Below are 24,965 nucleotides of genomic sequence, written 5' to 3'. Positions count from 1 at the left end.
CCCGTGCCTACAGTGGGATGGATGTCGCCGATGGACGAGAGGCACCCGTCCACCGTCTCCGACTGGGACGACGCGCGACGCCGAGCTCGGCTGCGGGACACGAGCCTGGGGCACGGGTGGGAGACGTTGCGCCGCACCAGGGTGACGCTGCTTCGGGTGGCCGCACTGCTGCTGGCCGGACTCGTGGTGTTCGCGCAGTACTTGAAGTACGACGTCGCGCCGGAACAGGCGCGGCTGGCGCGTACCGAGCCGGCCATCCTGCCCGTAGCCCCGCCGGTGGACCCGCAGAACTGGGACACCGTCGTGGTGGACCTGGTCGGACTCGGTGGGCTCGACGCCAGTGACACCGCCGCCGCGCTGCCCGCGCTGCGCAGGATGGGCATGGTGTGGGCGATCCGCTACGACAACCAAGGTCTCGACACGAAGGTGATCGCCGACCTCGTCGTCCGCGCCGCCGAGCTGTCCGGGCTGCGCAACGTCGTGCTCGTCGGGCACAGCATGGGCGGTGTGATCGCGCTGGAGGTGGCCGAGCACATCCATCGCGAGAGCGACCGGCGGTTGGTCGGGGTGATCCTGGACTGCACGCCGGTCGACCTGAACGCCGTGCGGCCCGAGAGCCGCGGCCGCGGTGAGGACATGCTGCGCTGGATGGGCTGGCTGCCCGGCGCCAGGGAGAGCCGCACGCTGCGGCTGGCCGTGGAGATCTACGCTCGCCGGGACCAGTTCCTCGATCGCGGCGACGGACTGCCCGGCATCCGGCTCGGCAAGCTGGGCGCGGTGCTCGGGCAGGTGATGCGCGAGAAGATCGTCTCGCGCGATGCCGCGAGCAACGGTCTGATCGAGTCGCAGTTCACCGCCATCGTGGCCGGTGGCGCGACGGACGATCTGCGCACCCTGGCCGAACCGGTGGCCGGGAAACCACGGCCCGCCATCGTGTTCATCCGGCCGCGCAACGCGAGCGCCGACCGCGTGGTCGACGTCGAGTACTCCCACCGGGCGCTGATCGAGCGGTCCGGCGGAGTGGACGGCACGCTGCTGGTGGTGCTCGCGCGAAACACCGGGCATGCCAATCCGATGCAGCGGCCCAGGGAATACAACACGGTGATCGAGCAGCAGATTCTGCCGTTCGTGCAGCGCTATCAGGAGCAGGTCCGGTCGACCACGGTGGCCGCGCCGCCTCGCTGACGGCATTCGAACCAGGCTGAGACAAACCGTTTTCCGGCCCGTCCGAACTTGCTCTAATTCGCCTATGTTCCGACCAAGCACGTTCCGGTCCGGCCGCCGCGGCCGCACGACCGCCGCATTGCTCGCCGTGGCAACCGTTGCGACTCTCGGACTCGCCGGCTGCGCGAAGGACGACGAGCCGGTCGGTCCCACTGCCGACGGACCACTGCCGACCGAGATTCCCGCGGGCACCACCCTGGTGGCTGCCGACCAGTCCGAGCGCCTGCAGTCCGTTCTGCGCATCTCCGGTGAGCTCGACAAGCTCCCGTTCAAGGTGGAGTTCGCCAACTTCGTCGGCGGGCCCGCCATCCTCGAGGCGTTCCGGGCGGGCGCCGCCGACGTCGCCCAGGTCGGCGACGTCCCGCCGATCCACGCGCTGGTGGCCGGGCAGGACGTTCCCATCGTCGCGGCCTACCAGACCAGCACCACCGCCCTGAAGCTCGCGGTGGCGCCGGGCAAATCGGTGCCGAAGCTGGCGGACCTGAAGGGCAAGAAGATCGCCTACGCCGAGGGAACGGCCCAGCAGGCGGCCGTGCTGCGCGCCATCGACAAGGCCGGGCTGACCACCTCCGACGTGCAACTGATCCGGCTGCAACTGGCCGAGTTCCTCGACGCCGTGCGCACCGGCCAGGTCGACGTCGCGCCGCTGATCGAACCGAACGTCACCCGGTTCCTGCGCACGCCGGGCACCTCGCTGGTCCCGGACACCGAGACCGAGGGCATCTACGGCGGCCTCGCCTACCTGTACGCCCGCCGCGCCGTCGTGCAGGACCCGGCCAAGGCGGCCGCCACCCGCGCGCTGGTCGGCGCGTTCGTCCGGGCCTACCAGTGGGCCAACACCCACCCGGAGGAGTGGGCGCGCCGGTACTACGTGGAGAACCAGAAGGTCAGCGCCGACGACGCCAAGCGCATCGTGGAATCGCTGGGCACCTACGTCTTCCCGCATCTGGACCAGCAGCTCGTCGACCGTCAGCAGGCCACCATCGACGCCATCGCCGAGGCGGGTGAGCTGCCCAAGAAGGTGCGGGCGTCCAACGGCTTCGACCTGCGTTTCGACGCCGCGGTCACCGAGGCCGTCACCGCGAGCGGCGCGTCGTTCGAGCCGAAGGCACGCTGATGGCGACCCTGGACGCCACGGTGCTGCGCCGCATCGGCCTCGGCCGTTCCGGAGCGGAACCGGTACTGGCCAAGCGCAAACCGGCCCGGCCGCGCCTCGGGCCGGGCCGCCCGATCCCGTTCGGCATCGCGCTGGGGCCGACGCTGCTGATCGCCGCGTGGGTGGCCGGTTCCGCCTCGGGCACGTTGGATCCGGAAACCCTCCCGGCGCCCTGGACGGTCGCGCGAACCGCCGGTGACCTGCTCGCCGACGGCCGCTTGCAGAGCAACCTGCTGACCTCGGTGCAGCGCGCCGCGATCGGGCTCGGGCTCGGTGTCGTGATCGGCCTGGTGCTGGCGCTGCTGGCCGGGCTGAGCCGACTCGGGGAAGCCCTGGTGGACGGGCCGATCCAGATCAAGCGCGCCATTCCGACGCTCGCGCTGATCCCGTTGTTCATCGTGTGGTTCGGCATCGGCGAGGAGATGAAGCTGCTGGTGATCACCACCAGCGTGGCCGTCCCGATCTACCTGAACACGCACGCGCACCTGCGCAGCGTGGACGCCAGATACGTGGAACTCGCCCAGACGGTGGGGCTGTCGCGGTGGGGATTCGTCCGCCGGATCGCGCTGCCCGGATCGCTGCCCGGCTTCTTCACCGGCCTACGGCTCGCGGTCACCATCTCGTGGCTGGCGCTGGTCGTGGTGGAGCAGGTCAACGCCACCAGCGGCATCGGATACCTCATGACCCAGGCCCGCACCTACGGCCAGATCGACATCATCGTGGTCGGCCTGGTGATCTACGGGCTGCTCGGCCTGTTCGGCGACATCCTGGTGCGCGCCGCGGAAAGGAAGGCGCTGTCATGGCGGCAGACACTCGGGGACTGAACGTCGTCCGGGCCCGGCGGCTGCGCCGCGGCTTCGGCGACCGGGTCGTGCTGCGCGACCTCGACCTCGACATCGCCCGCGGCGAATTCGTCGCGCTGCTCGGCCGCAGCGGTTCGGGCAAGAGCACGCTGCTGCGGGCACTGGCCGAATTGGACTACGACGTACCGGGATCCGGCGAATTGAGCGTGCCCACCGAGCGGTCCGTGGTGTTCCAGGACTCCCGGTTGCTGCCCTGGGTGCGGGTGCTGGAGAACGTGACCCTCGGCCTCGGCGGTTCGGACTCGGCCGGTCGCGGTCGCGCGGCGCTGGCCGAAGTCGGGCTCGCCGGACGGGAGAAAGCCTGGCCCAAGGAGCTGTCCGGCGGCGAGCAACAGCGCGTCGCCCTGGCGCGTTCGCTGGTCCGCGAGCCCGAGCTGCTGCTGGCGGACGAACCGTTCGGCGCGCTGGACGCGCTGACCAGGATCAAGATGCACGCGCTGCTGGAGGACCTGTGCGCGAAGCACCGGCCCGCCGTCCTGCTGGTGACCCACGATGTGGACGAGGCGGTGCTGCTCGCCGACCGCGTCCTGGTGCTCGACGACGGGCGCATCGCGGTGGACCAGCGCATCGATCTGGAACGTCCCCGCCGCCATGGCGATCCCGCGTTCCTGCGGCACCGATCCCTGCTGCTGGCCAGCCTGGGTGTCGATGTCGCGGACGCGCCCACCGACGAGAAGAAAGCCTCATGACCGCACCGCGCCAACTCAGCCTCAACGCCTTCATCTATCCCTCCGGCCACCACGAGGCCGCCTGGCGCCATCCGTGGAGCAGCCCGGAGCGAATCTACGACGTCGCCTACTACCAGGAGATCGGCCGCACCGCCGAAGCCGCGAAGCTGGACGCGGTGTTCTTCGCCGACGGCCCCGCCCTGCGCACCGAGGTCAAGCACAACGCGGCCTCCGGCCTGGAGCCGATCACCCTGCTCACCGCGATCGCCACGGCGACGACGCATCTCGGCCTGATCGCCACCGCGTCGACCACCTACTACGAGCCCTACAACCTGGCCAGGCTGTTCTCCACGCTGGACCACATCTCCGGCGGCCGCGCGGGCTGGAACATCGTCACCACCGGCACCGATCTCGCCGCGGCGAACTTCGGCCTGGACAAACATCCCGACCACGCCGAACGGTACGCGCGGGCACGGGAATTCGTCGACGCCGTGATCGCGCTGTGGAACAGCTGGGAGGACGACGCGATCGTCCTGGACCGGGCTGCCGGCGTGTACGCCGACGCGGAGAAGATCCACCGGATCGACTTCGAGGGCGAGTATTTGCGGGTGCGCGGGCCGTTCAACGCGCCGCGCACCCCGCAGGGCCACCCGGTGCTGGTGCAGGCGGGCTCGTCGAACGACGGCCGCGCGTTCGCGGGCAAGTACGCCGAGGCGATCTTCACCGCGCATCAGCGGCTCAGCGACGCTCAGGCGTTCTACGCCGACATCAAGGAGCGGGCCCGCGGCTTCGGGCGCGACCCCGAGCACGTCAAGATCCTGCCCGGGATCAGCCCGTTCATCGCCGACACCGAGGCGGCGGCCAAGAAACTCGAACGGGAGTTCAACGAACTCACCGTGCCGGAGTACGGGTTGACGCAACTCGAGAGCATCGTCGGCGTCAGTTTGCGGCACCTGCCGCTGGACGAGCGGATTCCGGTCGAATTGTTCGACGCGGCAGGCGATGTCACCGACAACGGGCAGAGCCGGTTGCAGGTGGTGGCGGGCATCGTGCAGCGGGAGCGGCCGACCGTGCGTGGCCTGCTGCACCGTCTCGCCGGTGCGCGCGGGCACCGCGTGTTCGCCGGAACCCCCGAGCAGGTCGCCGACACCATCGAGGAGTGGTTCCGCAGCGGCGCCGCCGACGGCTTCAACGTGATGCCGCCGTACTACCCGGGCGGACTGGAGGTCTTCGCCGAGACGGTCGTGCCGATCCTGCAGGAGCGCGGACTGTTCCGCACCGAGTACACCGGCACCACCCTGCGCGACCACTTCGGTCTGCCGCGCCCCGACAGCCGCTTCACCCGGCAGCCCGCGCTCACCCGGTGAGCGGCACCGCCGAAACCGACTGTCCCACCGGCATACCGGACCGTCTGCCGCAGGATGGCGCCGGTGCGCACCATGGGCCGTACACGCGCCCGAGGCGGCGTCGGCCTGCGCCGCGTCCCGGACCACGCGGATGACCGGCTCCGGCGTGCCCGAATATCGCGGGTTGCTATGGGCTGTCGCCGTACCGTGCGAGGGACGGCTCGGAATGAAGTTGTGTGGAGGGCGGCGGGTCACCGTGCGACGCCGTGCCGAGTGGCGGCGGGCTGCTGCCGTTGCGGTCGGCAGGCGCGGGGCAGCTGACTCCGTTCGTTCCGGAGGCGCGGTCTTCGCCGGGACGGCGGACGGCGTTCGGCCTGCGGCCCCGAAAGCGGCGTCGGCGGCAGGCGACCGGTCGGGGCACCGCTCGGCGGCAGCGTCGGGACCTTCCGGGCGGTTGCCGCCGATCGGCGGCGCGGCGGTGAACGAGTGATCCGCCGTGGTCGGTGAGATCGCGGGCCGGGTGCGGCTGCGGTCGCTGACCTGGACCGTTTTCGTGCCGATGGTGGTGTACGGCATCGGGTCCGGCGCGGCGGCGCCGATGTACGCGCTGCGCGCGCTGGATCTGGGCGCGTCGGCCGGACTGGCGGGGGTCGTCGTCGCGCTGTCCGGGTTGGGCATGGTGCTCACCGATCTGCCCGCGGGGCGGATCGTCGCGAGCATCGGCGAACGCGGCGCGCTGGCGGTGGGTTCGGTGCTCGGGGCCGTCGGAGTGCTCGCGGCGATTGTCGCGCCGAACGTCGGGGTGCTCGCGCTGGGCATGCTGCTCAACGGCGCGGCGGGTGCGGTGTGGGGTCTGGCTCGCCAGACCTACCTGGTGGCCGTGGTGCCCGTGGGTGATCTCGGGCGTGCGATGTCGACGCTGGCCGGTTCGATGCGGCTGGGCTTCTTCTGCGGACCGTTCCTCGGTGCGGCCGTGGTGCACTCGCTCGGCCCGAACGGCGCGCTGTGGTTGCAGCTGGTGACCACGGTGATCTCCGGCGCGGCCATGGCGGCGATCCGGTCGCCCGACGGAGCGGGCGGGGCGGGCGCGCGGCATTCGCTGAGCGCGGTCGTGATCGAGCACCGCAGAACCCTCGGCACGCTCGGCCTGGCCGCGTTGCTGGTCGGCGCGGCACGGTCGGCGCGGCTGGCGCTGCTGCCGCTGTGGGCGGCGCACATCGGGTTGAGCGCGGCGGCCACCAGTTCGGTGTTCGGCGTAGCGGGAGCGATGGACGTGCTGATGTCCTATCCGGCCGGGGTGTGGCTGGATCGCTACGGCAGGCGCGCTACCGGCGTGCCGTCGATGATCCTGTTCGCGCTCGGTTTCGGCGCGCTGCCGTTCACGTCCTCGGTGCTCGGTCTCGGCTGCGCCGCCGTGCTGCTCGGGCTCGCCAACGGAATGAGCAACGGGCTGATCATGACGGTCGGCGCCGATGTCGCACCCGACGGGCAGCGCGCGGAGTTCCTCGGCGCCTGGCGGCTCACCCACGACATCGGGATGTTCGCCGGACCGGTGGCGGTCGGCGTGATCAGCGCCCTCACCGTGCTCGGCGGGGCGGCCGTCGCGCTCGCGCTCACCGCTGCTGCGGGCGCGTACACGATGCACCGCTGGTTTCCCGGCGTTGTCCAGCCGATGCGGCGGTCCCAGGAAAGAACCGGGTAAGCGCCCGTTCACCCGAGTCGCGGCCGAAACCGAGGACGCCGTACGCGACGCCCGGCGTCGGGTAGCGCCCGCGGACCGCTCGCTTGTCGGTGTGCCATCGAGCGGCGGGACCGATGCCGATGGATCGGTGCTGCGCTACGCCGGGTTCTGTTCGGCGCTCGGTGGCGGAGGGAGCGGACCCATTTCGGTAGGCCACGGTTGGGCGGCCGCCCGGTCTCACTCGAGCGCGGTGGATCGCGCCGCCGAGCGGCTGACGGTGCCGCGCGCTGCGTCCTGCCCGGTTCGGCCGTATGCCGATCGAAGCCGCTCGCGCACCGGCGTCCGGCGATCGGGTCAGCGGACGCGGGTGCCGAGCAGGTGGCGCACGCCCGCGACGAACAGTTGCAGACCGAAGTCGAATCGGGCTGTGGCGTCCGGGGTTTCCGCCAGCGGTGACGCGTCCTCGGGCAGGGCGCCCGCGGAGTCCATCTGCATCCTCGACTGCTCGTCCACGGTCTCGCCGAGCACGTAGTAGAGCAGGGTGAACGCCGTCAGTTCGGCCTCCTGGCGCGGCATGCCCGCGCGAATCACCGCGCTCACCAGACGTTCTCGGCCCTTGCTGGTGGTGAGCCGGGAAGCGTATGTCGCCGAGACCAATTCGGCGCCGTCGCGATAGGCCAGCAGGCAGTCGCGCAGCCGGTGGGCCAGTTCGGTGATCTGCCCGGACCATTCCTCGGCCTCGATCGGATCCTCCATGGGCGCGAGAATCTTGTCCGCGACCGCGCCGAGCAGTGCCTGCTTGTTGGGGAAGTGCCAGTACAAAGCTCCCGGTTGGACCTGAAGCGAGCCGGCCAGTCGGCGCATGGTGAGGTCGGCCAGGCCGTATCGGTCCAGGATCGCGATGGCGCCGTCGACCACGTCCGCCCGGTGCAGCTGCACTCGATGTCCTTCCCGTCGTGCTTTGACTCACTCCTACCGCTACCCTAGCCTGAACACCGTTCAAGTTGCACGGCCACCTCGGCCGGACGAAGGGATTCGTGCAGTGACCCAGGCACCGGTAGACACCGGCATTCTGTCGATCGCCCGCGAGCAGGTGCTCGAGCGCGGAGAGGGGCTGAACCAGGAGCAGACCCTCGAGGTGCTACGCCTCGGTGACGACCGGCTGGAGGAGTTGCTCGCCCTGGCCCACGAGGTGCGCATGAAGTGGTGCGGCCCCGAAGTCGAGGTCGAGGGCATCATCAGCCTCAAAACCGGTGGCTGTCCCGAGGACTGCCACTTCTGCTCGCAGTCGGGCCTGTTCCAGTCCCCGGTGCGCGCCGCGTGGCTGGACATCCCGAGCCTGGTCGAGGCCGCCAAGCAGACCGCGAAGACCGGCGCCACCGAGTTCTGCATCGTGGCCGCCGTGCGCGGCCCGGACGAGCGCCTGATGGCGCAGGTGGCCGCGGGCGTCGAGGCGATCCGCAACGAGGTCGACATCCAGGTCGCCTGCTCGCTGGGCATGCTTACCCAGGAGCAGGTCGACCAACTGGCCGCCATGGGCGTGCACCGCTACAACCACAACCTGGAGACCTCCCGGTCCTACTTCCCGAACGTGGTCACCACGCACTCCTGGGAAGAGCGCTGGGACACCCTGCGCATGGTCCGCGAAGCGGGCATGGAGGTCTGCTGCGGCGGCATCCTCGGCATGGGCGAGACGTTGGAGCAGCGCGCCGAATTCGCGGCGAACCTGGCCGAACTCGAACCCGACGAGGTTCCGCTGAACTTCCTCAACCCGCGCCCGGGCACCCCGTTCGGCGACCTCGAGGTGCTGCCCGCGTCCGACGCGTTGCGCGCCGTCGCCGCGTTCCGGCTCGCGCTGCCGCGCACCATGCTGCGCTTCGCGGGCGGCCGCGAGATCACCCTGGGCGATCTTGGCGCCAAGCAGGGCATCCTGGGTGGCATCAACGCCGTCATCGTGGGCAACTACCTGACCACCCTGGGCAGGCCGGCCGAACAGGACCTGGATCTGCTCGGTGAGCTGAAGATGCCGATCAAGGCGCTCAACGAAACACTCTGACCCGACTCTGTTGCGAGGATGAGGCAGGCGAGCATGAGTACTGTCATGAACATGGACGAGCGCTACAACCCGTTCACCGGCAAGCGAATCGTGCCGGGCCTCGACGACGCGATCCCGGCCGCCGCCGCGCTGGGCCTGGAGCCGCCGCGCTTCTGCGAACAGTGCGGCCGCCGCATGATCGTGCAGGTGAGCCCGGACGGCTGGTGGGCCAAGTGCTCACGGCACGGTGTGGTCGACTCGGCCGAACTGGAGCGCCGCTAGTGGCGTCGCCGTCCCGGGACGAGGTGCGGGCGGTGGCGCTGGCCACCGCCGGGGTGGTGGTGGTCAGCGCGATCGCGGGTGCCGGATGGGGCCTGCTGGCGCCGACCGAGCGGCTGCTGGTGGTCGAGCCGGGGCGCGGAGTCGCGTTGACCGGGGAGAGCGCCCATCAGTTCGATGCGCTGGCATTGTTCGTGCTCGCGGGAGCGGTGCTCGGTCTGCTTTCGGCGCTGGCCGTGTGGCGGTGGCGGTCGGCGCGCGGGCCGCTGTTGCAACTCGGCTTGCTGGTGGGTTCCGGCGCGGGCGCGGTGGTGATGGCGCGCGTGGGGGAGCAGGTCGCCGAATGGCTGCATCCGCGCCCGCACGACCCGCCGGTCGGACAGATCGTCGCCTTGCCGATCGAGCTGGGCAGTTCGCTCGCGCTGATCGTGCAGCCGCTGATCGCCTCGTTCGTCATGCTTTTCCTCGCCGCGCTCAGTACTTCGGAGGATCTCGGCAGTGGCCGCCGCACCGCCCGGCGCGGGGAGGATGCCTTCGGCACCCAGGGCGCTTACACGCCCTACGGTGCGGCTGCGAGCGGGGCAGAGCTGCCCTATGGTGGCTACGAACCTGTCGCGGAAGGGTATTCGATGCCCGAATACCGCCCACGGCGCTGACGCGTCGCCGCGATCGGAAGGCTTTCCGAACCACCTCGGGGGTTGGGAAACGCGTGTGCGGGAAGGAATGGGACGTGGCCTTTGTGGGTGGCGGTCCGGTCGTCGAAGAGCTCGATGCCAAGTTCTGGCGGGTGACCGAGCCGCTCGTCTATCGCGGCGCGACCGAGGAGTTCGTGGTTCCCGCCGGTTTCCGTACCGATTTCGCCTCGGTGCCGCGCGCACTGGTCTGGTTGATTCCGCGGTACGGCAGCTACACCCGCGCCGCGATCCTGCACGACTACCTGCTCAGCTCGAACGCGGTGAGCGTGGCCGACGCCGACGGCATCTTCCGCCGGAGCCTGCACGAACTCGGGGTGTCGCTGCCGCGTCGCTGGATGATGTGGGCGGCCGTGCGTGCGGCGCACCGGTTGCGCGGCGCGAGCGCGGGAGAGGTCGCCCGGTTCGTCGTCGTCGCCGTTCCCTCGGTGTTCTTCCTGGCTGTCCCCGCCACCGTGGTGACGGTCTTCCTCCTGCTGTTCTGGCTGGTGGAACTGGTCTTCTGGGCCGGATCACGAGTGGCGCAGCGGACCGAAGCCCCGCCGCCCGGCCCGCAGATGAAGACTGCCTGACCGGTCCGGCCGAAAACCCCTGTGCCACGGCGCGTCACGCCCGGCGCGGACGCGTCTCGCCGTCCGGGCGGCACACGAGTTACGGTGCGGGCATGGCCGACGGTTCGCACAGGCTCCCCACCCTCGTCGTCGTGAGCGGCCCACCCGGGTCCGGTAAGACGACGCTCGCCCACGCCCTCGCCGACGCGATCGGCTGTCCGGCCATCTGCCGGGACGAGATCAAAGAGGGAATGGTCCACGCGATACCGGATTTCGCTCCGGGCCCGCAGGACGAGCTGAACCTCCGCACCCTGCCGGTGTTCTTCGAGACGCTCGAACTGCTGCTGCGCGCGGGCGTCACGGTCGTTGCCGAAGCCGCCTTCCAAGACCGCCTGTGGCGTCCCGGCTTGACGCTCTTGCAGTCGCACGCCCGGCTGCGCATCGTCCACTGCGCGGTCGACCCGGTCCTCGCCGCCGACCGCGCTGCCCAGCGCCGCCGGGCCGATCCACGCCGCCGCGCCCACTCCGACCCCGACCACCCCAACCCGGCACCCGCCGCCTTCGAGCGAATCGCCCTCGACGCCCCCTCCCTCGAGGTCGACACCACCTCCACCTACCACCCCGCCCTCCCCGAAATCCTCGCCTTCATCAACGCTCCCTCCTGAAAACGGCGCATGTCGAGAGCCCTTCTCAACCGATGCCGCAGCGATATGCCATCGTTTCCGATTTCCCACGGGCGATCGGCGACGTAGCGTGGGGTATGGCGGAGTTGGTTTTGGGGCCGGTGTTACGGCATGTCGACGCGACCTCGGCGACCGTCTGGGTGGAAACCGATGACGCGTGCGAGGTGGATGTTCTGGGGCGGGTCGCTCGCACTTTTCAGGTGGGGGAGCAGCACTTCGCGCTGGTCTCGATCGACGGACTGGAATCCGGCGCGTCGATCCCCTACCAGGTGCGGCTCGACGGGGTGCCGGTGTGGCCCGAGCCGGGATCAGAGCAGCCGCCCTGCCGGATTCGCACGCGGACCGTCGAGAAGATCCTGTTCGGATCGTGCCGGGCGGCCAAGGCCGCGCCGGGCGTGCTGGAGGCCGACAAGTTGGGGGTGGACGCGCTGGACGCGTACGCCCTGCGCATGATGGGCTCGCCCGAGCGGGAATGGCCGGACGCACTGCTGCTACTCGGCGACCAGGTCTACGCCGATGAGCCGACACCGCGGATGACGGAATGGCTCGCGCGGCGGCGCGGCGAGCAGGAGCCCCGCGGCGAGGTCGTGTCGTTCCGCGAGTACGGCGAGCTCTACCACGAGTCGTGGTCGGACCCGGAGATCCGCTGGCTGATGTCGACCGTGCCGACGTCGATGATCTTCGACGACCACGACGTGCGCGACGACTGGAACACCTCGCGCGCGTGGCGCGAGCAGATGGCGGCGAAGCCGTGGTGGCGCAAGCGCATTCGCGCCGGGCTCGCGTCCTACTGGGTGTACCAGCACATCGGCAACCTCGGCCCGGACGAGCTCGCGCGTGACCCGCTCTACCGCCAGGTCACCACGGCGGGCGAGGACGTGCAGGACCTGCTGGAGGACTTCGCCGAGCAGGCCGACAAAGAGGTCGACGGCCGCAAACCCGCTCGCTGGAGCTACCGCCGCGACTTCGGCCGGATCCGGCTGCTGGTGATCGACACCCGCGGCGGCCGAATCCTCGACGGGGAGCGGCTGATGGTCGGGCCGGAGGAGTTCGACTGGATCGAGCGCAACGCCGCCGGCGACTTCGACCACCTGTTGATCGGATCGTCTCTGCCGTGGCTGATGCCGCCCGCGCTGAGCCACTTCCAATCGCTCAACGAGCGTGCGGCGAATCTGCCAGGATGGCGCGGCCGGCTCGGCGAGAAGGTCAGGCAGGCGGCGGATCTGGAGCACTGGCCCGCGTTCCGCGCGTCCTTCGAACGGTTGTCGCGCCTGATCCATCGGCTGGGCAGCGCGCCGGGCGCACCTGGCACGATCTGCGTGCTGTCCGGCGACGTGCACCACAGCTACGTCGCGGGCGCCACCTTCGCACAGCCGACGAAATCCCGAGTGCTGCAACTGGTGTGCTCACCGGTGCACAACGATCCGCCCAAGATGTTCCATCCGGCGTTCGCGCTGTCGTGGACGGCGCCGATCGCGTCTGCGCTGCGGTGGCTCGCGGATCGGCGCGGTATTTCACCCGATCCGGTCCGATGGCGCAAGCTCAGCGGCCCGCATTTCGGCAACTCGATCGCCTCCCTCGTCATCGAGGGCCGCTCCGCCCGGTTCACGCTGGAGACCGCCCGATCGCAGGAGGGGCTGGTAAAGGTGGCCGACCTGGAGCTTGCCGGAGAGTGATGAGTTCCGCGGCCCCGCGTTGGTGACCACCGGCAAGGTACGAGGGGGCGGCGGCCTGGACGCTCACCACACGCAAAAGCCCCGCACCGTGAAGGTGCGGGGCTCTTACCTAGCTACGTCGATCAGATCGCGCGGACGTCCTGAGCCTGCGGGCCCTTCTGTCCTTGGCCGATCTCGAACTCCACGCGCTGCCCCTCTTCAAGGGACTTGAATCCCGAGCCGGACACGGCGGAGTAATGAACGAAGACGTCGGCGCCGCCACCGTCTTGTGCGATGAAGCCGAAGCCCTTTTCGCTGTTAAACCACTTCACACTGCCTTGAGCCATTGCTTTACTTCAATCTTTTCTGTAGATGAGCCAGGCGAATCACATCGATAACCTGATCTCAGTGGTCCACCCTGCCATGAACCGGCACTTTCCGATACCGCCCACGCCCGTTTGTGAGCCAACCGACACGAGCGGTCACTGCCGATCCCGCAGCGTGACCCGCCGGATCAGGCCTCGACGGCGGCCGATTCGCTTACTGCGGCGACTTCGGGCCTGCGGCGACCCAAGTCGTGATGTCGGCCTGCCGCGCACGGACGGCACCGGAAAGTTCCTTCGTGTGGTGTGGGCACCCCGCCGTCGGCCAGGCCGCCGTGGCGACGGCCTGGGGTCCGCGGGAGAAAACAAGTGGAGGTGGGGCGGGGGCGGGGATATGGTGGGCGGCCGAAGCAGCCGAGAACGTGTCGAAAGGGGGTCGGCGATGCAACGAGATCGAGTCGTGGCCGAGACGCCTCCTGCTGAGCGGGACCGCGCGGACCTAGCGGCTTGGCGGCGGCGGGATGCGTTGCGGCGCAGCAACGCCGCGCGCCCGATACCGAGCAAGCGGCAGTATCGCCGCCGCCCCAAGCACGGCAAAGCGGACACCGCCTACTGACTCGAACCGCCCCCGCAGCCTCCCGGCTTGTCCCACGCGTTACTCGCCTTCGCCGACGGTGCGGAGGCAAACGGGTGTGGGACCAGCCCCCTCGTTGAAGGTTCAGGAGGGGCCGGGCGGTCGCAGCGCCGCGAATTCGTCGGTCACTCGCAGGCCGGAGTCGGTGAAGCGGTAGACCGCGGCGGGGCGCCCGCCCGCGCGGCCCGGGGCGGCCGTGGCTCCGGTGGGCGTGATCACTTTGCGGCGCGAGAGTACGCGCTGGAGGTTCGTCGTGTCGACGTCGTATCCGAGTGCCGCGCAGTAGATTTCGCGCAGGGTGGACATGGTGAACCGGTCCGGCGCGAGAGCGAAGGCGATATTGGTGTACGACAGCTTCGCGGCCAAGCGGGTGCGGGCGTGATCGACCACCGTGCGGTGATCGAAGGACATGTCCGGTAGCGCCGAGACGGGGTGCCAGGCGGTGTCCGAGGGCAATTGGGGGTCGGCGGTCAGCGGCACCAGTCCGAGGTAGGCCGAGGCGATGCGCCGCGGGCTCGGCACCCGGTCGGGGGCGCTGAACACCGAGAGCTGCTCGAGGTGGCTCAGCTCGCGCACGTCCACCTTCTCGGCGAGCTGGCGGCGGGCGGAGGCGTCGAGGTCCTCGTCGTCGCGCAATCGGCCGCCCGGCAGCGACCAGGTGCCCTTCTGCGGGTCGAGCGCGCGTTCCCACAGCAACACCGCCAGTTCGGTCCGCTGGTCGGGCGGGCAACGCCGCAGCATGCCCGCTGAGTCCTCCGCTGGGGCGTGACCTGCGCCGATGCCGCTCGGGAAGCGACGAACCTGGAACACCGCGGTGAGCGATTCGTGGATGGTGCTACTATGGCCCACGTTTTCGATTGTAAGTCGAAAACCTGGTTTGGTGCGAATCGGCCGTGGAGCCGACCGCACGAGGAAGGGAGCCATCCATGGCGACGACGGGTGCGAAACTGGCGCCTCCGCTGATGGGGCAGGTGTTCGACGGGCCCTCCGGGTTCGCTGGTGTCGAGGCAACGCCGGAGTGGGCGCAGGAAGTCAAGCGACTGGCCAGGGAGCGCAACGCGACCATTCTGGCGCACAACTACCAGTTGCCCGCGATCCAGGACGTGGCCGATCACGTCGGCGATTCGCTGGCGCTGTCGCGGATCGCGGCCGAGGCGCCCGAGGACACGATCGTGTTCTGCGGCGTGCATTTCATGGCCGAGACCGCCAAGATTCTGAGCCCGGCAAAGACCGTGCTCATCCCGGATCAGCGCGCCGGTTGTTCGCTGGCCGATTCGATCACCGCCGATGAATTGCGCGCATGGAAGGCCGAGCACCCGAACGCGGTGGTCGTGTCCTACGTGAACACCACGGCCGAGGTGAAAGCGCTCACAGACATCTGCTGCACATCGTCCAACGCGGTCGACGTGGTCGCCTCGATCGACCCGGATCGCGAGGTGCTGTTCCTGCCGGACCAGTTCCTCGGCGCGCACGTCAAACGGGTCACCGGCCGGGCGAACATGCACATCTGGGCGGGCGAATGCCACGTGCACGCGGGCATCAACGGCGACGAGTTGGCCGAGCAGGCGCGCACCCATCCCGACGCCGAGCTGTTCGTGCACCCGGAATGCGGCTGCGCCACCTCGGCGCTGTATCTGGCGGGCGAGGGATCGTTCCCGGCCGACCGGGTGCACATCCTGTCGACCGGCGGCATGATCGACGCGGCCAAGGCGGCGAAGTCGAATCAGGTGCTGGTGGCCACCGAGGTAGGCATGCTGCACCAGCTGCGCAAGGCCGCCCCCGGCATCGACTTCCAGGCCGTGAACGACCGGGCGTCGTGCAAGTACATGAAGATGATCACCCCGGCGGCGCTGCTGCGCTGCCTGGTCGAAGGCCGCGACGAAGTGCACGTCGATCCGGAAACCGCTGCGCTGGGCCGTAATTCGGTGCAGCGGATGATCGCGATCGGCAATCCCGGCGGCGGTGAATGAGCTCGACCCCGGTGGGTCGGCCTCCGGCGGAGCGCGGTGTTCCCAGCGGGAGCGCTGACCATCGCGCCCTCGCCGGGAGCACCGGCGCCGATCGCGAGACGGAGAGGCAGAGAGGCGCGGGCCGATGACATCCCGGGTTTCGATCGACTGGGAGGCCGAGGCCGACCTGGTCGTGATCGGCGGCGGCGTCGCGGGGCTGACCGCGGCGCGCACCGCCTCACTGCGTGGCCTGCGCGTGCTCACGCTCAGCAAAGGCGGTCCGACCGACACGTCCACCCAGTACGCCCAAGGCGGCATCGCGGTGGTGGCGCCGCACGGTGACTCCGTCGAATCGCACGTGCACGACACGGTGGAGGCGGGCGCCGGACTGTGCGACGTGGACGCCGTGCGCTCCATCGTCGAGGGCGGGCAGGCCGCGGTGGCCGCGCTGACCGACCTCGGCGCGGTGTTCGACCTCGGGCGCGACGGCCAGATCTCGCGGACCCGCGAGGGCGGGCACAGCACCCGCCGGATCATCCACGCCGGTGGCGACGCCACCGGCGCGGAGGTGCAGCGAGCGCTGAACGAGGCCGGTCTGCCGGTGCTGTTCGGCGCCGCGGCCGGTGAGATCGTCACCGGGCCGAACGGGGTGCGGGGCGTAGTCGCGGTGTCGGAGAAGGGATTCGGCGTCGTTCACGCGCCCGCCGTGCTCCTGGCCACCGGCGGCCTCGGACAGCTGTACGCGCTGAGCACCAATCCGCCGGGCGCCACCGCCGACGGCGTCGCGCTCGGGCTGTGGGCCGGAGCGGCCGTCTCCGATCTGGAGTTCGTGCAGTTCCACCCGACCGTGCTCTACACCCCCGGCGGAGTGGGGCGCAGGCCGCTGATCAGCGAAGCGGTGCGCGGCGAAGGCGCGACGCTGGTGGACACCGAAGGCAACCCGGTGACCGCGGGGGTGCATCCGCGCGGCGACCTCGCACCCCGCGACGTCGTCTCCCGTGCCATCGCGGCGCGGATGCGTGCGCTCGGCGCCGAGCACGTCTACCTCGACGCGCGATCGATCGACGGCTTCCCGCAACGATTTCCGACGATCACCGCCTCGTGCCTGGCGGCGGGCATCGACCCGCGCACGGATCTGATCCCGGTCGCGCCTGCCGCGCACTACCAGTGCGGGGGAGTCGTCACCGACACGCACGGCCGTACCGGAGTGCCCGGCCTGTACGCGGCCGGCGAGGTCGCGCGCACCGGTCTGCACGGGGCCAACCGGTTGGCTTCCAACAGCTTGCTCGAGGGACTGGTGGTCGGTGAGCGGGCGGGGGCCGCCGCTGCCGAGCGGCTCGGTGAGCGGGCCGGGGTGAGCGAGATTCCCGCTCGCGCCGCCGAGTACGTCACCCGTGACGTGGTGCAGGGCCTGATGACCACGCACGCCTCGGTGGTCCGCGACCGCGCCGGTCTCGCCGAAGCGCTCAAGCGGCTCGACGACGTGGTCACCCGCCGCGACACGCGCGTCGCCGACGCACACCCGATCGCCGCGATCGAGGACGCCGCGCTCACCCTCGCGGCACGCGCCCTGCTGCTGGCCGCGCTCGCCCGCACCGAGAGCCGCGGCTGTCACACCCGGTCGGATCACCCGGAGGCCGTGCCCGAACTGCGCCACAGCCTCCCGATCCGGCTGAACGACGACGGCGTCCCCGAGTACGCCCCGATCTCCTGACCACAGCCGCCGAGCAGGATTCCGGCAGGACCGCCGACCCGCTGGGCGAGAGAGGAACACTTCGATGGCTTTGGATGCCGCCCTGGATCGCGACGAAGTGCTGCGGCTCATTCGCGCGGCCCTGGACGAGGACCTGCGTTACGGCCCGGACGTCACCACGACGGCCACGGTGCCTGCCGACGCGGTGATCAAGGCTTCGGTGGTGTCGCGGGAGCCGGGCACCGTCGCGGGAATCGACGCCGGATTGCTGGTGCTCGACGAGGTGATCGGCGCGAGCGACTACGAGATCACCGATCGCGTCGCCGACGGCACCCGAGTGTCACCGGGGCAGTCCGTGCTGACTCTGATCGCGCCGACGCGGGGGCTGCTCACCGCCGAGCGCACGATGCTCAACCTGGTGTGCCACCTGTCCGGCATCGCCACGGCGACCGCCGCCTGGGTGGACGCCGTCGCGGGCACCCACTGCCGCATCCGGGACAGCCGCAAGACGCTGCCCGGATTGCGCGCGCTGCAGAAATACGCCGTGCGCGTGGGCGGCGGTGTCAACCATCGCATGGGTCTCGGTGACGCCGCGCTGATCAAGGACAACCACGTGGTCGCCGCGGGATCGGTGGTCGAGGCGCTGCGCGCGGTGCGCGCCGCCGCTCCCCACATCGCCTGTGAGGTCGAGGTCGACAGCCTCGAACAGCTCGACGCCGTGCTCGCCGAGAACGTGGAACTGGTCCTGCTGGACAACTTCCCGCTCTGGCAGACGCAGGCGGCGGTGCAGCGCCGCAACGCCGCGTCCCCGCAGACGAAACTGGAGTCCTCCGGGGGCCTGAGCCTCGACGTCGCCGCCGACTACGCCCGCACCGGCGTCGACTACCTCGCGGTCGGCGCGCTCACCCACTCGGTCCGGGTGCTCGACCTCGGGTTGGACATGTAGGCGGCGTCAGCTGTCGCGCACCATCGTGCGCTGATGCACCCGCCGGCCGAGGTAGCGCAGGCCGGCGACCAAGGGCTCGGCGCCGTGCGCGGTGAAACCCACGCGCTCGAAAAACCGGACCGCGCGGACATTTTCGACCAGTGTCTGCAAGTGGCAGCCGGGCGAGCCGGCTTCGGCGAGCCGCTCGAACCAGCGGACCATCAGCCGATCGGCGGCCCCGGTGCCTCTGGCCTGCGGCGCGACGTTGATGTGGAGGTGGCTCGGCCAGCGCTCGTCGCGGAAATCTCCCGCTGTCGGGGCCCGGCGGATCGCGGCGCCGGCGGCGTCGGCGATGCTGCGGGCGAAGAACCCGGCCGAGGTGCGGCGGAACACCAAGCGATAGCGGCGGATGGCCTGCTCGATCCGCTCGCTCTCGCTGGGGAAGGCCGCACTGTCCACACAGCCTGTCAGGTACCCGACCAGCTCACCCTCGGACTCCGCGACGAACAGCGACTCGGGTTCCAGATCCATATACGGATCCAGATAGATCGCCGCCTCCGACTCGGGATGCCCCCACAGCGACTCGGTCGGCGAACCCGCCCCGGCCCGACCGAACAAGACGCGCAGTGCGGCTCGATCGCTCTCGGTGAACCCGCGAATCTCCATGCCGCCCAAGCTACCCGGCGCCGGGCGGCAGATCCGGTCGTGCCAGGTGGTTCAGGCGGTGAGTTCGCGCTCCAGTGGGGTGCGGAACCGGGGGATGGTGCGTATATCGCCGAACCATTCGGTGATCCGTTGCGCTTGCTCGGAGATCAGCGCTTCGGCGTCCGCGCCCACGTCTTCGAGCAGGCGGTAGACGATCTCGCCGTCCTTGCGTTGTGCCCAGCCGCCGACGATTCGTCCGTCCCACCAGACCGTTGGGCCGACATTTCCGTTGCGATCGAACAGATTCGGGGCGTGCGGGCCGAGGTACCACTCGCGCGCCTGCCAGCCCATCGGCGTCGGATCGAGGGCGGGGAGCAGCGCCGCCCACGGCTCCGGAGTGGCGACCGGTTCCACATCGTCGGCCAGCAGCACACCGGTCACGCCGTCCAGGTCGACCTCGACCAGCTCGAGCGCGCCGAGCGCGGCGCGCACTTCGCCGAGCGTCCACCCGGTCCACCACTTGATATCGGACACCGGCGCGGGGCCGAACGCGCGCAACCAGTGGCGGACCAGTTCGGCGCGGGCCTCGGCGGCGGACAGGGTGGGGACGCCGTCGGGCAACCACGATTCGATGGGCGCCCAGGTGTACTGACTGCTGGCCCAGCTGCCGTTCGGCCGCCCGCGCACGATGCGGCCTTCACAACCGAGTGTCACCAGTACCCAGGTGGTGATGTTCGTCGGCTTCGAGTACGCCTTGTCCGGCGCGGTGTTCACCTGGGTGCGCAACCGCGGGACGTCCTTGCTCAGCTGCGCGCCGGTCGCCGCGCCGCGGGCCAGCAACGCTTTGTGCGTCTCCGCTTCCACCTCGGCCCACCAGCCCGGCGTATCGCCGTCCCCGATGCCTGCCTGCGCCAAGTACTTGCCATAGGTGCGCCGCTGCTTGTGCGCCAGCGCGTCCGCGCACGAGGCCTGCAGAACCGGGACCAGATCCACCGGCACGACGAACATGGTGCGGCGCATGGCGAGCATCCGCAGCAGCGATCGGTCCTCGTAGAGCGCCTGTTCGACATCGGAGGGGCTCAGGCCCTCGGCACGGGCCGCGACGGAGAGGAATACGGTCGCCGGATCGGTCGCGTGCAGGGCCACCATCGAGCGGGCGATGTCGGCGACCCGCCCGGACCGCTCCGGCGCCGCCAGCCGGTGCCGCACCGCCAGCCGAGCGCGCCGCTCGGCGGCATCAATCGAACGCATAGGCGAATCGTAGCGCCCGCGACCGGGGCTCAGAGGCCGAAGCGCTCCGGCGCCAAGCGCAGCGTCCGGCAGGCGTCACGGACGGCCTCGATCGCCGACGAGCCGCACACTCCGGACGCGCTGCCGGTCAGGATGCCGATCCGGATCACGGCATCCGCTTCGACCGGCTTGCCCCCGGCCTTGGCGATCTGCCGCAGCACGTGCGCGCAACCGCGAACCGGGTCGTTCGCCAGCCGATTGCAGTTGTCTTCGAACAGGGCGCGCAAGTCGTCGACCGGGAAGTTCCGCAAGATCGGGTCGGCCGTGACGAGTTCGGCGACAGCGGCGCGGTCGGCCGCCTCGGTCGCGCCATCGCCCATCGCGACCAGCGCGCACAGAGCGACGGCGGCATCGCGAAAAGTTCCGCCGCGCAAGGCGTTCCGCTCGGCCAGCAATTGTTCGCGCCACCTCGCGGCGTTCTGCGCCAGCGTGCTGATCAGGGTCGCGTCGGGGGTGAGGCGGGGTACGTAGGCCATGGCGGACTCCATGAGAAGACGTCCGAACGCGCGGACCCGTGCCGTCCGGACTCGAAATGAATACCCGGACCGTAACAGGACCCGCACGCCCGGTCCTGCCCCCAAAAATCGGGATCGATCCTCCAGCTCCCAGGTCGAGCAGGCCGGGAAAGCGTGCTTCGAGATCGCTGACGGGGACCTGGCTGCGACGTTCCGGTCCGTAGCGCCGCCGGCGGGTCATGCCCGCTTCGCGCAGCACCCCGGAGATGGTGCGTGGATTGGTGATCGATGCCGAACAAGGAGGTCGCTGACGCCGTGGACGCCGTGACATCATCCGAGTATGCGATGGGCACATTCGGTACTCGTACTGTGCTGCGCGCTGTCCGGCGTGCTCGTAATGGGAAGTTCTGTGGCGCCGCGGGTTTCGGCGGATGCGGCATGCGTCCCCGGGGTGGCGGTGCGCCCGGTCTCGCTGACCGTGGACGGTGAGACGGCGACCGGGCGGGTCTACGAGCCCTATCGGTGCGCGCAGGGCGACGTGACCGCGCAGGCGCTCGTGGTCGCGGTGCACGGGCACGACGGGTCGTCGGCGGATTTCGCCGGGTACCTCGACTCGATCGCGCGGCGCACCGCCACCCCGATCCTGTCGATGGACCTGCGCTCCGACGGCAGCGTGTGGCGCACCGGAGAGTGGAATCTGTGGGCGGGCTGGCGCGACATCGTCGCCGCGACCGCGTGGTACCGGGACGCCCATCCCTCGATCGCCCGCACGGTGCTGTGGGGGTGGAGCCAGGGCGGCATCACCAGCGGTCTCGCGGTGGCGCACGGACCGCGCGGGATGTTCGACTACTGGGTCGACAACTACGGTCCCGCCGACGATTTCACGATGTGGCTGGGCGCGGTGGCGGTGGATCCGGCACTGCCCGGACAGATCGAGCGCGACGCGGGTGGTTGCCCGCCCACGGTGTGCCCGCTCGCCTACGTCGAACGCTCGCCCGCCCTGCTGGCCGAACGGATGGACATACGGCGCGCGTTTCTCGTCCACGGCACCGCCGACGACGTGGTGCCCTACGCCACCAGCATCGAGATGCGCGCGGGCTTGCGCGTCGCGGGACGGCCCACCTCGATGTACACCGTCGTCACCGGGCGCGACCTGAACGGGCGGGTGGTTCCGGGCGACCACAGCGTCGGACCGGCCTTCTTCGAGGGCGGCTGCGTCGTCGAGCGACTGCTGCTCGGCGCGGAACCGGTCGACGGCCCGGATCGCGACTACCTCGTGGACGTCGCGCACGGCGTCGTCACCGCACCGCCCGCCCCGCCGGGCGCGAAGTGCGCGGCCTGAGCCGTCGGGCGGGAACATGATCGTGTCCCCGCGCGGTTGACCGAGAAGACCGACGACGAAGCGAGGACGCGATGAGCAAGCCGACCGACCCGGCCTACCACTGGAACGGAGCGGAACTCGATCTGGACGCCTATTTGGCCCGCATCGGTTTCGACGGCGAGCGCGCCCCCACTGTCCGGACGCTGCACGAGCTGGTGCGCGCGCACACCACCGAGATCCCGTTCGAGAACCTGGAGATCATCCTGGGCCGGTCGATTCCACTGGATCTGGCGAGCTTGCAGGACAAACTCGTGCGGCGGCGCCGCGGCGGCTACTGCTACGAGAACGTGGGATTGTTCGCGGCCGCGCTGGAACGGCTCGGGTTCGGCGTCACGGGCCTCAGCGGGCGCGTGAGCATGGGCGCGGGCACGGCATTGCGGCCCGCCACCCACGCGTTGCTGCGCGTGACCACCGCCGACGACGATCGGGTCTGGCTGTGCGACGTCGGCTTCGGCGCCGGACCGCTCGTGCCGTTCGAACTGTCCGCCGAGACCGGCGAATTCGCCGCGGGCGAATGGAAGTTCCGGCTGGAGAGTACGCGCGGTGAGCTGGATTCGGAGTTGTGGGTGCTGCACCAATACGGCCGCGACGGGTGGGTCGACCGGCACAGTTTCACCCTGAATCCGCAGTACCGCATCGACTACGCGGTCGGCAACCACTTCGTGTCGACCTCGCCGCGTTCCCCGTTCACCACCCGGCCGTACGCGCAGCGCTTCCGCCCCGACGTGCACCACGTGCTGGACGGCACCACGTTCGTCACCGAGTACCCCGACGGCACGAGCGACACGAAGGAGCTGGAACCCGCCGAGCTGCCCAAGATCCTCACCGAGGTGTTCGACATCGACCTCGCCGACGCCGACGCCGCCGCGCTCGCGGAGGCTCCGTGGTCGCGCGACTGACCTCGTGATCCGCTCGGCGCGGCGCCCGGCCCGATAGGGTCGTCGGCGTGCGTACCAACCGGAAGTCCCTCGTCCTGTTCGCCGCACCGATTCTCGTGCTCACCGCCTGCTCGTCCGGACCGGAACAGCCCGACACCGTCGCCGGGCAGTTCGCCGAGGCGCTCAACCGCGACGACGTCGCCGCGGCGGCCGCGCTCACCGACAACCCGGCCCTGGCCGCGGACACCCTCGGCGCGCTCTACGAAGGGCTCGGCAAGGACGTGCGCTTCGAGGTGCGCTCGGCCGACGAGAACGGTTTCGCGCTGGCCGCCACCTGGAAGCTGGGCGGCGACGGCAAGTCCGAGTGGACCTACACCACCAACGGCACCGCGCGCGACGACGGAGTGGGGTGGCGGGTGAAGTGGGATCCCGCCACGGTCGCCCCCGGGCTGGCCGCGGGGCCGCTGAGCTACAGCAGGGTCTATCCGAAACCGGCCCGCATCCTCGATTCCACCGGCGGCGAACTGATGACCGAGCAGATCGTCACGCTGGTGAATGTCGGCCCCGGCGCCGACCTCGCCGCCGTCGCGGACCTGCTCGGCCCACTCGCGCCCGGCCTCACCGCGCAATCGCTGCAAGCGGAATCGGCAGCGGCCCAAGGCAAATCGATCACCGCGATCACCCTGCGCGAGAGCGATCTCGCCCCGGTCCGAGATCGTCTGACCGCGCTGCCCGGTGTCGTCCTCGCCCCGCAGACCCGCCTGCTGACGACCGACAAGGCGCTGGCCGCACCGACCCTGTCCGGACTGGCCGAGCTGTGGCAGGAGTCCGCCGACGCGAACGCGGGGTGGGCGGTGCGCGCCCAGACCCCGGAGGGCACCCAGCGCGTCGCTGGGACGGACCCGACGCCCACCGCGGACATCGCGACCACGCTCGACCTCGGCTTGCAGCGCGCCGCGGAGGCCGCCCTGGTCCCGGTTGCCCAGCCCGCCGCGATCGTCGCCCTGCGGCCGTCGACCGGCGAGGTCGTCGCGATCGCGCAGAACGCCCCCGCCGACGCGCAGGGCCCGATCGCGCTGACCGGGCTCTACCCGCCGGGTTCGACGTTCAAGACGGTCACCGTCTCCGCCGCGTTGCAGGCCGGAACGGTGACACCCGACACCGTGCTGCCCTGCCCCGGCACCGCGAACATCGAGGGCCGCCGCATCCCCAACGACAACAACTTCGATCTGGGCTCGGTCCCGCTGCACACCGCGTTCGCCCGCTCCTGCAACACCACCATGGGCGCCCTCGCCGTGCAATTGCCCGCCGACGCACTGACGAAAGCGGCCGCACAACTCGGCCTCGGGATCGACTACGTCACACCGGGCCTGACGACTGTCACCGGAAAGGTGCCACCGGCAGGCACCTCCGCGCTGCGGGTGGAGTCGGCGATCGGTCAAGGGCAGGTGACAGCGTCGCCGTTCGGCATGGCCATGGTCGCCGCGTCCATCGCTCGTGGTGCCGCGCCCGCGCCCACCCTCGTCGCGGGCAAGCCGGGCACCCCGGACCGCACTCCGGAAGCACTGCCGCCGCAGGTCGACGACCAGCTGAAAGCCATGCTGCGCGAGACGATCACCGACGGCACCGCCACGCAATTGCGCGACATTCCGGGGCTGCTCGGCAAGACCGGCACCGCGGAGTACATCGATGACACCCACGCGCACGGTTGGTTCGTCGGCATCGACGGCGACCTGGCGTTTTCCGTGTTCATCAGCGATGCGAGCAGTTCGGCGCCCGCCGTGGACGCCGCGGGCCGGATGCTGCGCGCACGCGAATAGTCCGTTTCGGGCGATTCCGGCCCGCGTCAAGGCCCGGCTGGCGCGTGCGAGCCGCCGGGAGCCCGCTACACTCATCCCGGGACCGCGTGAGTAATCAATATGCGGGATGTCACGATTTCGAGAAGGTTCGGAGTAGGCG

The 24,965-nt window shown here is 70.4% G+C and carries 25 protein-coding genes; 19 read left to right on the top strand and 6 right to left on the bottom strand.

Annotated elements, in window-relative coordinates:
- Positions 1-21 precede the first annotated feature (21 nt).
- The 6 genes from IU450_RS32565 to IU450_RS32540 all read left to right on the top strand — a co-directional run bounded on the left by IU450_RS32565 (position 22) and on the right by IU450_RS32540 (position 6,959).
- Positions 22-1,185, top strand: coding sequence for an alpha/beta fold hydrolase (locus IU450_RS32565; protein ID WP_195153530.1), 1,164 nt, complete (start codon positions 22-24; stop codon positions 1,183-1,185).
- A 64-nt stretch (positions 1,186-1,249) separates the two neighbouring features.
- Complete coding sequence (locus tag IU450_RS32560) at positions 1,250-2,341, top strand: ABC transporter substrate-binding protein (protein WP_195153529.1); 1,092 nt, start codon at positions 1,250-1,252, stop codon at positions 2,339-2,341.
- Entirely contained in the window at positions 2,341-3,204 is an 864-nt protein-coding gene (locus IU450_RS32555) for an ABC transporter permease (RefSeq protein WP_195153528.1), read from the top strand. The genes IU450_RS32560 and IU450_RS32555 overlap by 1 nt, the downstream gene beginning before the upstream one ends.
- On the top strand, positions 3,180-3,932 hold the full coding sequence (locus tag IU450_RS32550) for an ABC transporter ATP-binding protein (protein WP_195153527.1): 753 nt from the start codon (positions 3,180-3,182) through the stop codon (positions 3,930-3,932). Before IU450_RS32555 ends, IU450_RS32550 begins: the two co-directional genes overlap by 25 nt.
- Positions 3,929-5,278 (top strand): LLM class flavin-dependent oxidoreductase, encoded by a 1,350-nt coding sequence (locus IU450_RS32545; protein WP_195153526.1) that lies wholly within the window; start codon positions 3,929-3,931, stop codon positions 5,276-5,278. The genes IU450_RS32550 and IU450_RS32545 overlap by 4 nt, the downstream gene beginning before the upstream one ends.
- A gap of 475 nt (positions 5,279-5,753) precedes the next feature.
- Positions 5,754-6,959, top strand: a complete 1,206-nt coding sequence (locus IU450_RS32540) for an MFS transporter (RefSeq protein ID WP_324197907.1) — start codon at positions 5,754-5,756, stop codon at positions 6,957-6,959.
- Between the two features lie 333 nt (positions 6,960-7,292).
- Here the strand turns inward: IU450_RS32540 and IU450_RS32535 are convergent, their stop codons facing one another.
- Entirely contained in the window at positions 7,293-7,877 is a 585-nt protein-coding gene (locus tag IU450_RS32535; RefSeq protein WP_195153525.1) for a TetR/AcrR family transcriptional regulator C-terminal domain-containing protein, read from the bottom strand.
- Between the two features lie 103 nt (positions 7,878-7,980).
- Here IU450_RS32535 and bioB point away from each other — a divergent pair, with 103 nt between their 5' ends.
- The 6 genes from bioB (at position 7,981) to IU450_RS32505 (ending at position 12,854) form a co-directional block, all read left to right on the top strand.
- Entirely contained in the window at positions 7,981-8,994 is a 1,014-nt protein-coding gene (gene bioB / locus IU450_RS32530) for a biotin synthase BioB (protein WP_043689484.1), read from the top strand.
- Between the two features lie 33 nt (positions 8,995-9,027).
- Positions 9,028-9,255, top strand: a complete 228-nt coding sequence (locus tag IU450_RS32525) for a hypothetical protein (protein ID WP_195034144.1) — start codon at positions 9,028-9,030, stop codon at positions 9,253-9,255.
- Positions 9,255-9,908: a DUF2567 domain-containing protein gene (locus IU450_RS32520; protein WP_195153524.1), complete on the top strand. Its 654-nt coding sequence runs from the start codon at positions 9,255-9,257 to the stop codon at positions 9,906-9,908. Before IU450_RS32525 ends, IU450_RS32520 begins: the two co-directional genes overlap by 1 nt.
- A gap of 74 nt (positions 9,909-9,982) precedes the next feature.
- Entirely contained in the window at positions 9,983-10,516 is a 534-nt protein-coding gene (locus IU450_RS32515) for a DUF1353 domain-containing protein (RefSeq protein WP_195153523.1), read from the top strand.
- Positions 10,517-10,608: 92 nt separating this feature from the next.
- A complete protein-coding gene (locus IU450_RS32510; RefSeq protein ID WP_195153522.1) occupies positions 10,609-11,160 on the top strand; it encodes an AAA family ATPase in 552 nt (183 codons plus the stop codon).
- A gap of 95 nt (positions 11,161-11,255) precedes the next feature.
- Complete coding sequence (locus IU450_RS32505) at positions 11,256-12,854, top strand: alkaline phosphatase D family protein (protein WP_195153521.1); 1,599 nt, start codon at positions 11,256-11,258, stop codon at positions 12,852-12,854.
- 122 nt (positions 12,855-12,976) lie between these two features.
- Here IU450_RS32505 and IU450_RS32500 read toward each other — a convergent pair whose 3' ends face one another.
- Positions 12,977-13,180 carry a cold-shock protein gene (locus tag IU450_RS32500; RefSeq protein WP_040741190.1) on the bottom strand — a complete coding sequence of 68 codons (204 nt, stop codon included), beginning with the start codon at positions 13,178-13,180 and terminating at the stop codon, positions 12,977-12,979.
- Between the two features lie 418 nt (positions 13,181-13,598).
- Between IU450_RS32500 and IU450_RS32495 the strand changes: the two genes are divergently transcribed.
- Positions 13,599-13,772 carry a hypothetical protein gene (locus tag IU450_RS32495; RefSeq protein WP_195153520.1) on the top strand — a complete coding sequence of 58 codons (174 nt, stop codon included), beginning with the start codon at positions 13,599-13,601 and terminating at the stop codon, positions 13,770-13,772.
- A gap of 102 nt (positions 13,773-13,874) precedes the next feature.
- Here the strand turns inward: IU450_RS32495 and IU450_RS32490 are convergent, their stop codons facing one another.
- Positions 13,875-14,639, bottom strand: coding sequence for an NUDIX hydrolase (locus IU450_RS32490; RefSeq protein WP_324197906.1), 765 nt, complete (start codon positions 14,637-14,639; stop codon positions 13,875-13,877).
- Positions 14,640-14,716: 77 nt separating this feature from the next.
- Between IU450_RS32490 and nadA the strand changes: the two genes are divergently transcribed.
- From nadA to nadC, 3 genes are all read left to right on the top strand, one after another.
- A complete protein-coding gene (nadA, locus tag IU450_RS32485; protein WP_195153519.1) occupies positions 14,717-15,760 on the top strand; it encodes a quinolinate synthase NadA in 1,044 nt (347 codons plus the stop codon).
- A 124-nt stretch (positions 15,761-15,884) separates the two neighbouring features.
- Positions 15,885-17,453, top strand: coding sequence for an L-aspartate oxidase (locus tag IU450_RS32480; protein WP_195153518.1), 1,569 nt, complete (start codon positions 15,885-15,887; stop codon positions 17,451-17,453).
- Positions 17,454-17,517: 64 nt separating this feature from the next.
- Complete coding sequence (gene nadC / locus IU450_RS32475) at positions 17,518-18,378, top strand: carboxylating nicotinate-nucleotide diphosphorylase (RefSeq protein ID WP_195153517.1); 861 nt, start codon at positions 17,518-17,520, stop codon at positions 18,376-18,378.
- A gap of 6 nt (positions 18,379-18,384) precedes the next feature.
- Here nadC and IU450_RS32470 read toward each other — a convergent pair whose 3' ends face one another.
- From IU450_RS32470 to IU450_RS32460, 3 genes are read right to left on the bottom strand one after another with little or no spacing between them, the layout of a single operon-like run.
- Positions 18,385-19,023 (bottom strand): GNAT family N-acetyltransferase, encoded by a 639-nt coding sequence (locus IU450_RS32470; protein ID WP_195153516.1) that lies wholly within the window; start codon positions 19,021-19,023, stop codon positions 18,385-18,387.
- Between the two features lie 51 nt (positions 19,024-19,074).
- Positions 19,075-20,253 carry a winged helix DNA-binding domain-containing protein gene (locus IU450_RS32465; RefSeq protein ID WP_195153515.1) on the bottom strand — a complete coding sequence of 393 codons (1,179 nt, stop codon included), beginning with the start codon at positions 20,251-20,253 and terminating at the stop codon, positions 19,075-19,077.
- A gap of 29 nt (positions 20,254-20,282) precedes the next feature.
- Positions 20,283-20,768 (bottom strand): TerB family tellurite resistance protein, encoded by a 486-nt coding sequence (locus tag IU450_RS32460; RefSeq protein ID WP_195153514.1) that lies wholly within the window; start codon positions 20,766-20,768, stop codon positions 20,283-20,285.
- A 319-nt stretch (positions 20,769-21,087) separates the two neighbouring features.
- Between IU450_RS32460 and IU450_RS32455 the strand changes: the two genes are divergently transcribed.
- From IU450_RS32455 to IU450_RS32445, 3 genes are all read left to right on the top strand, one after another.
- Positions 21,088-22,089 carry an alpha/beta hydrolase family protein gene (locus tag IU450_RS32455; RefSeq protein WP_195153513.1) on the top strand — a complete coding sequence of 334 codons (1,002 nt, stop codon included), beginning with the start codon at positions 21,088-21,090 and terminating at the stop codon, positions 22,087-22,089.
- Between the two features lie 71 nt (positions 22,090-22,160).
- Complete coding sequence (locus tag IU450_RS32450; RefSeq protein ID WP_195153512.1) at positions 22,161-23,027, top strand: arylamine N-acetyltransferase family protein; 867 nt, start codon at positions 22,161-22,163, stop codon at positions 23,025-23,027.
- A 47-nt stretch (positions 23,028-23,074) separates the two neighbouring features.
- Positions 23,075-24,826 (top strand): penicillin-binding transpeptidase domain-containing protein, encoded by a 1,752-nt coding sequence (locus IU450_RS32445; protein WP_195153511.1) that lies wholly within the window; start codon positions 23,075-23,077, stop codon positions 24,824-24,826.
- Positions 24,827-24,965: the final 139 nt, after the last annotated feature.

Origin of the sequence: Nocardia abscessus (assembly GCF_015477775.1) — a bacterium.
Taxonomy (GTDB): domain Bacteria; phylum Actinomycetota; class Actinomycetes; order Mycobacteriales; family Mycobacteriaceae; genus Nocardia; species Nocardia abscessus_A.
The sequence above is the reverse complement of the archived record's forward strand: the minus strand, read 5'-3'. Positions and strand labels throughout refer to the sequence as shown.

Coding starts and splice junctions, on each gene's coding strand:
- IU450_RS32565 (WP_195153530.1), top strand. CDS start 22: ATGTCGCCGATGGACGAGAGGCACCCGTCCACCGTCTCCGACTGGGAC.
- IU450_RS32560 (WP_195153529.1), top strand. CDS start 1,250: ATGTTCCGACCAAGCACGTTCCGGTCCGGCCGCCGCGGCCGCACGACC.
- IU450_RS32555 (WP_195153528.1), top strand. CDS start 2,341: ATGGCGACCCTGGACGCCACGGTGCTGCGCCGCATCGGCCTCGGCCGT.
- IU450_RS32550 (WP_195153527.1), top strand. CDS start 3,180: ATGGCGGCAGACACTCGGGGACTGAACGTCGTCCGGGCCCGGCGGCTG.
- IU450_RS32545 (WP_195153526.1), top strand. CDS start 3,929: ATGACCGCACCGCGCCAACTCAGCCTCAACGCCTTCATCTATCCCTCC.
- IU450_RS32525 (WP_195034144.1), top strand. CDS start 9,028: ATGAGTACTGTCATGAACATGGACGAGCGCTACAACCCGTTCACCGGC.
- IU450_RS32510 (WP_195153522.1), top strand. CDS start 10,609: ATGGCCGACGGTTCGCACAGGCTCCCCACCCTCGTCGTCGTGAGCGGC.
- IU450_RS32505 (WP_195153521.1), top strand. CDS start 11,256: ATGGCGGAGTTGGTTTTGGGGCCGGTGTTACGGCATGTCGACGCGACC.
- IU450_RS32500 (WP_040741190.1), bottom strand. CDS start 13,180: ATGGCTCAAGGCAGTGTGAAGTGGTTTAACAGCGAAAAGGGCTTCGGC.
- IU450_RS32495 (WP_195153520.1), top strand. CDS start 13,599: ATGCAACGAGATCGAGTCGTGGCCGAGACGCCTCCTGCTGAGCGGGAC.
- nadA (WP_195153519.1), top strand. CDS start 14,717: ATGGCGACGACGGGTGCGAAACTGGCGCCTCCGCTGATGGGGCAGGTG.
- IU450_RS32480 (WP_195153518.1), top strand. CDS start 15,885: ATGACATCCCGGGTTTCGATCGACTGGGAGGCCGAGGCCGACCTGGTC.
- nadC (WP_195153517.1), top strand. CDS start 17,518: ATGGCTTTGGATGCCGCCCTGGATCGCGACGAAGTGCTGCGGCTCATT.
- IU450_RS32470 (WP_195153516.1), bottom strand. CDS start 19,023: ATGGAGATTCGCGGGTTCACCGAGAGCGATCGAGCCGCACTGCGCGTC.
- IU450_RS32465 (WP_195153515.1), bottom strand. CDS start 20,253: ATGCGTTCGATTGATGCCGCCGAGCGGCGCGCTCGGCTGGCGGTGCGG.
- IU450_RS32460 (WP_195153514.1), bottom strand. CDS start 20,768: ATGGCCTACGTACCCCGCCTCACCCCCGACGCGACCCTGATCAGCACG.
- IU450_RS32455 (WP_195153513.1), top strand. CDS start 21,088: ATGCGATGGGCACATTCGGTACTCGTACTGTGCTGCGCGCTGTCCGGC.
- IU450_RS32450 (WP_195153512.1), top strand. CDS start 22,161: ATGAGCAAGCCGACCGACCCGGCCTACCACTGGAACGGAGCGGAACTC.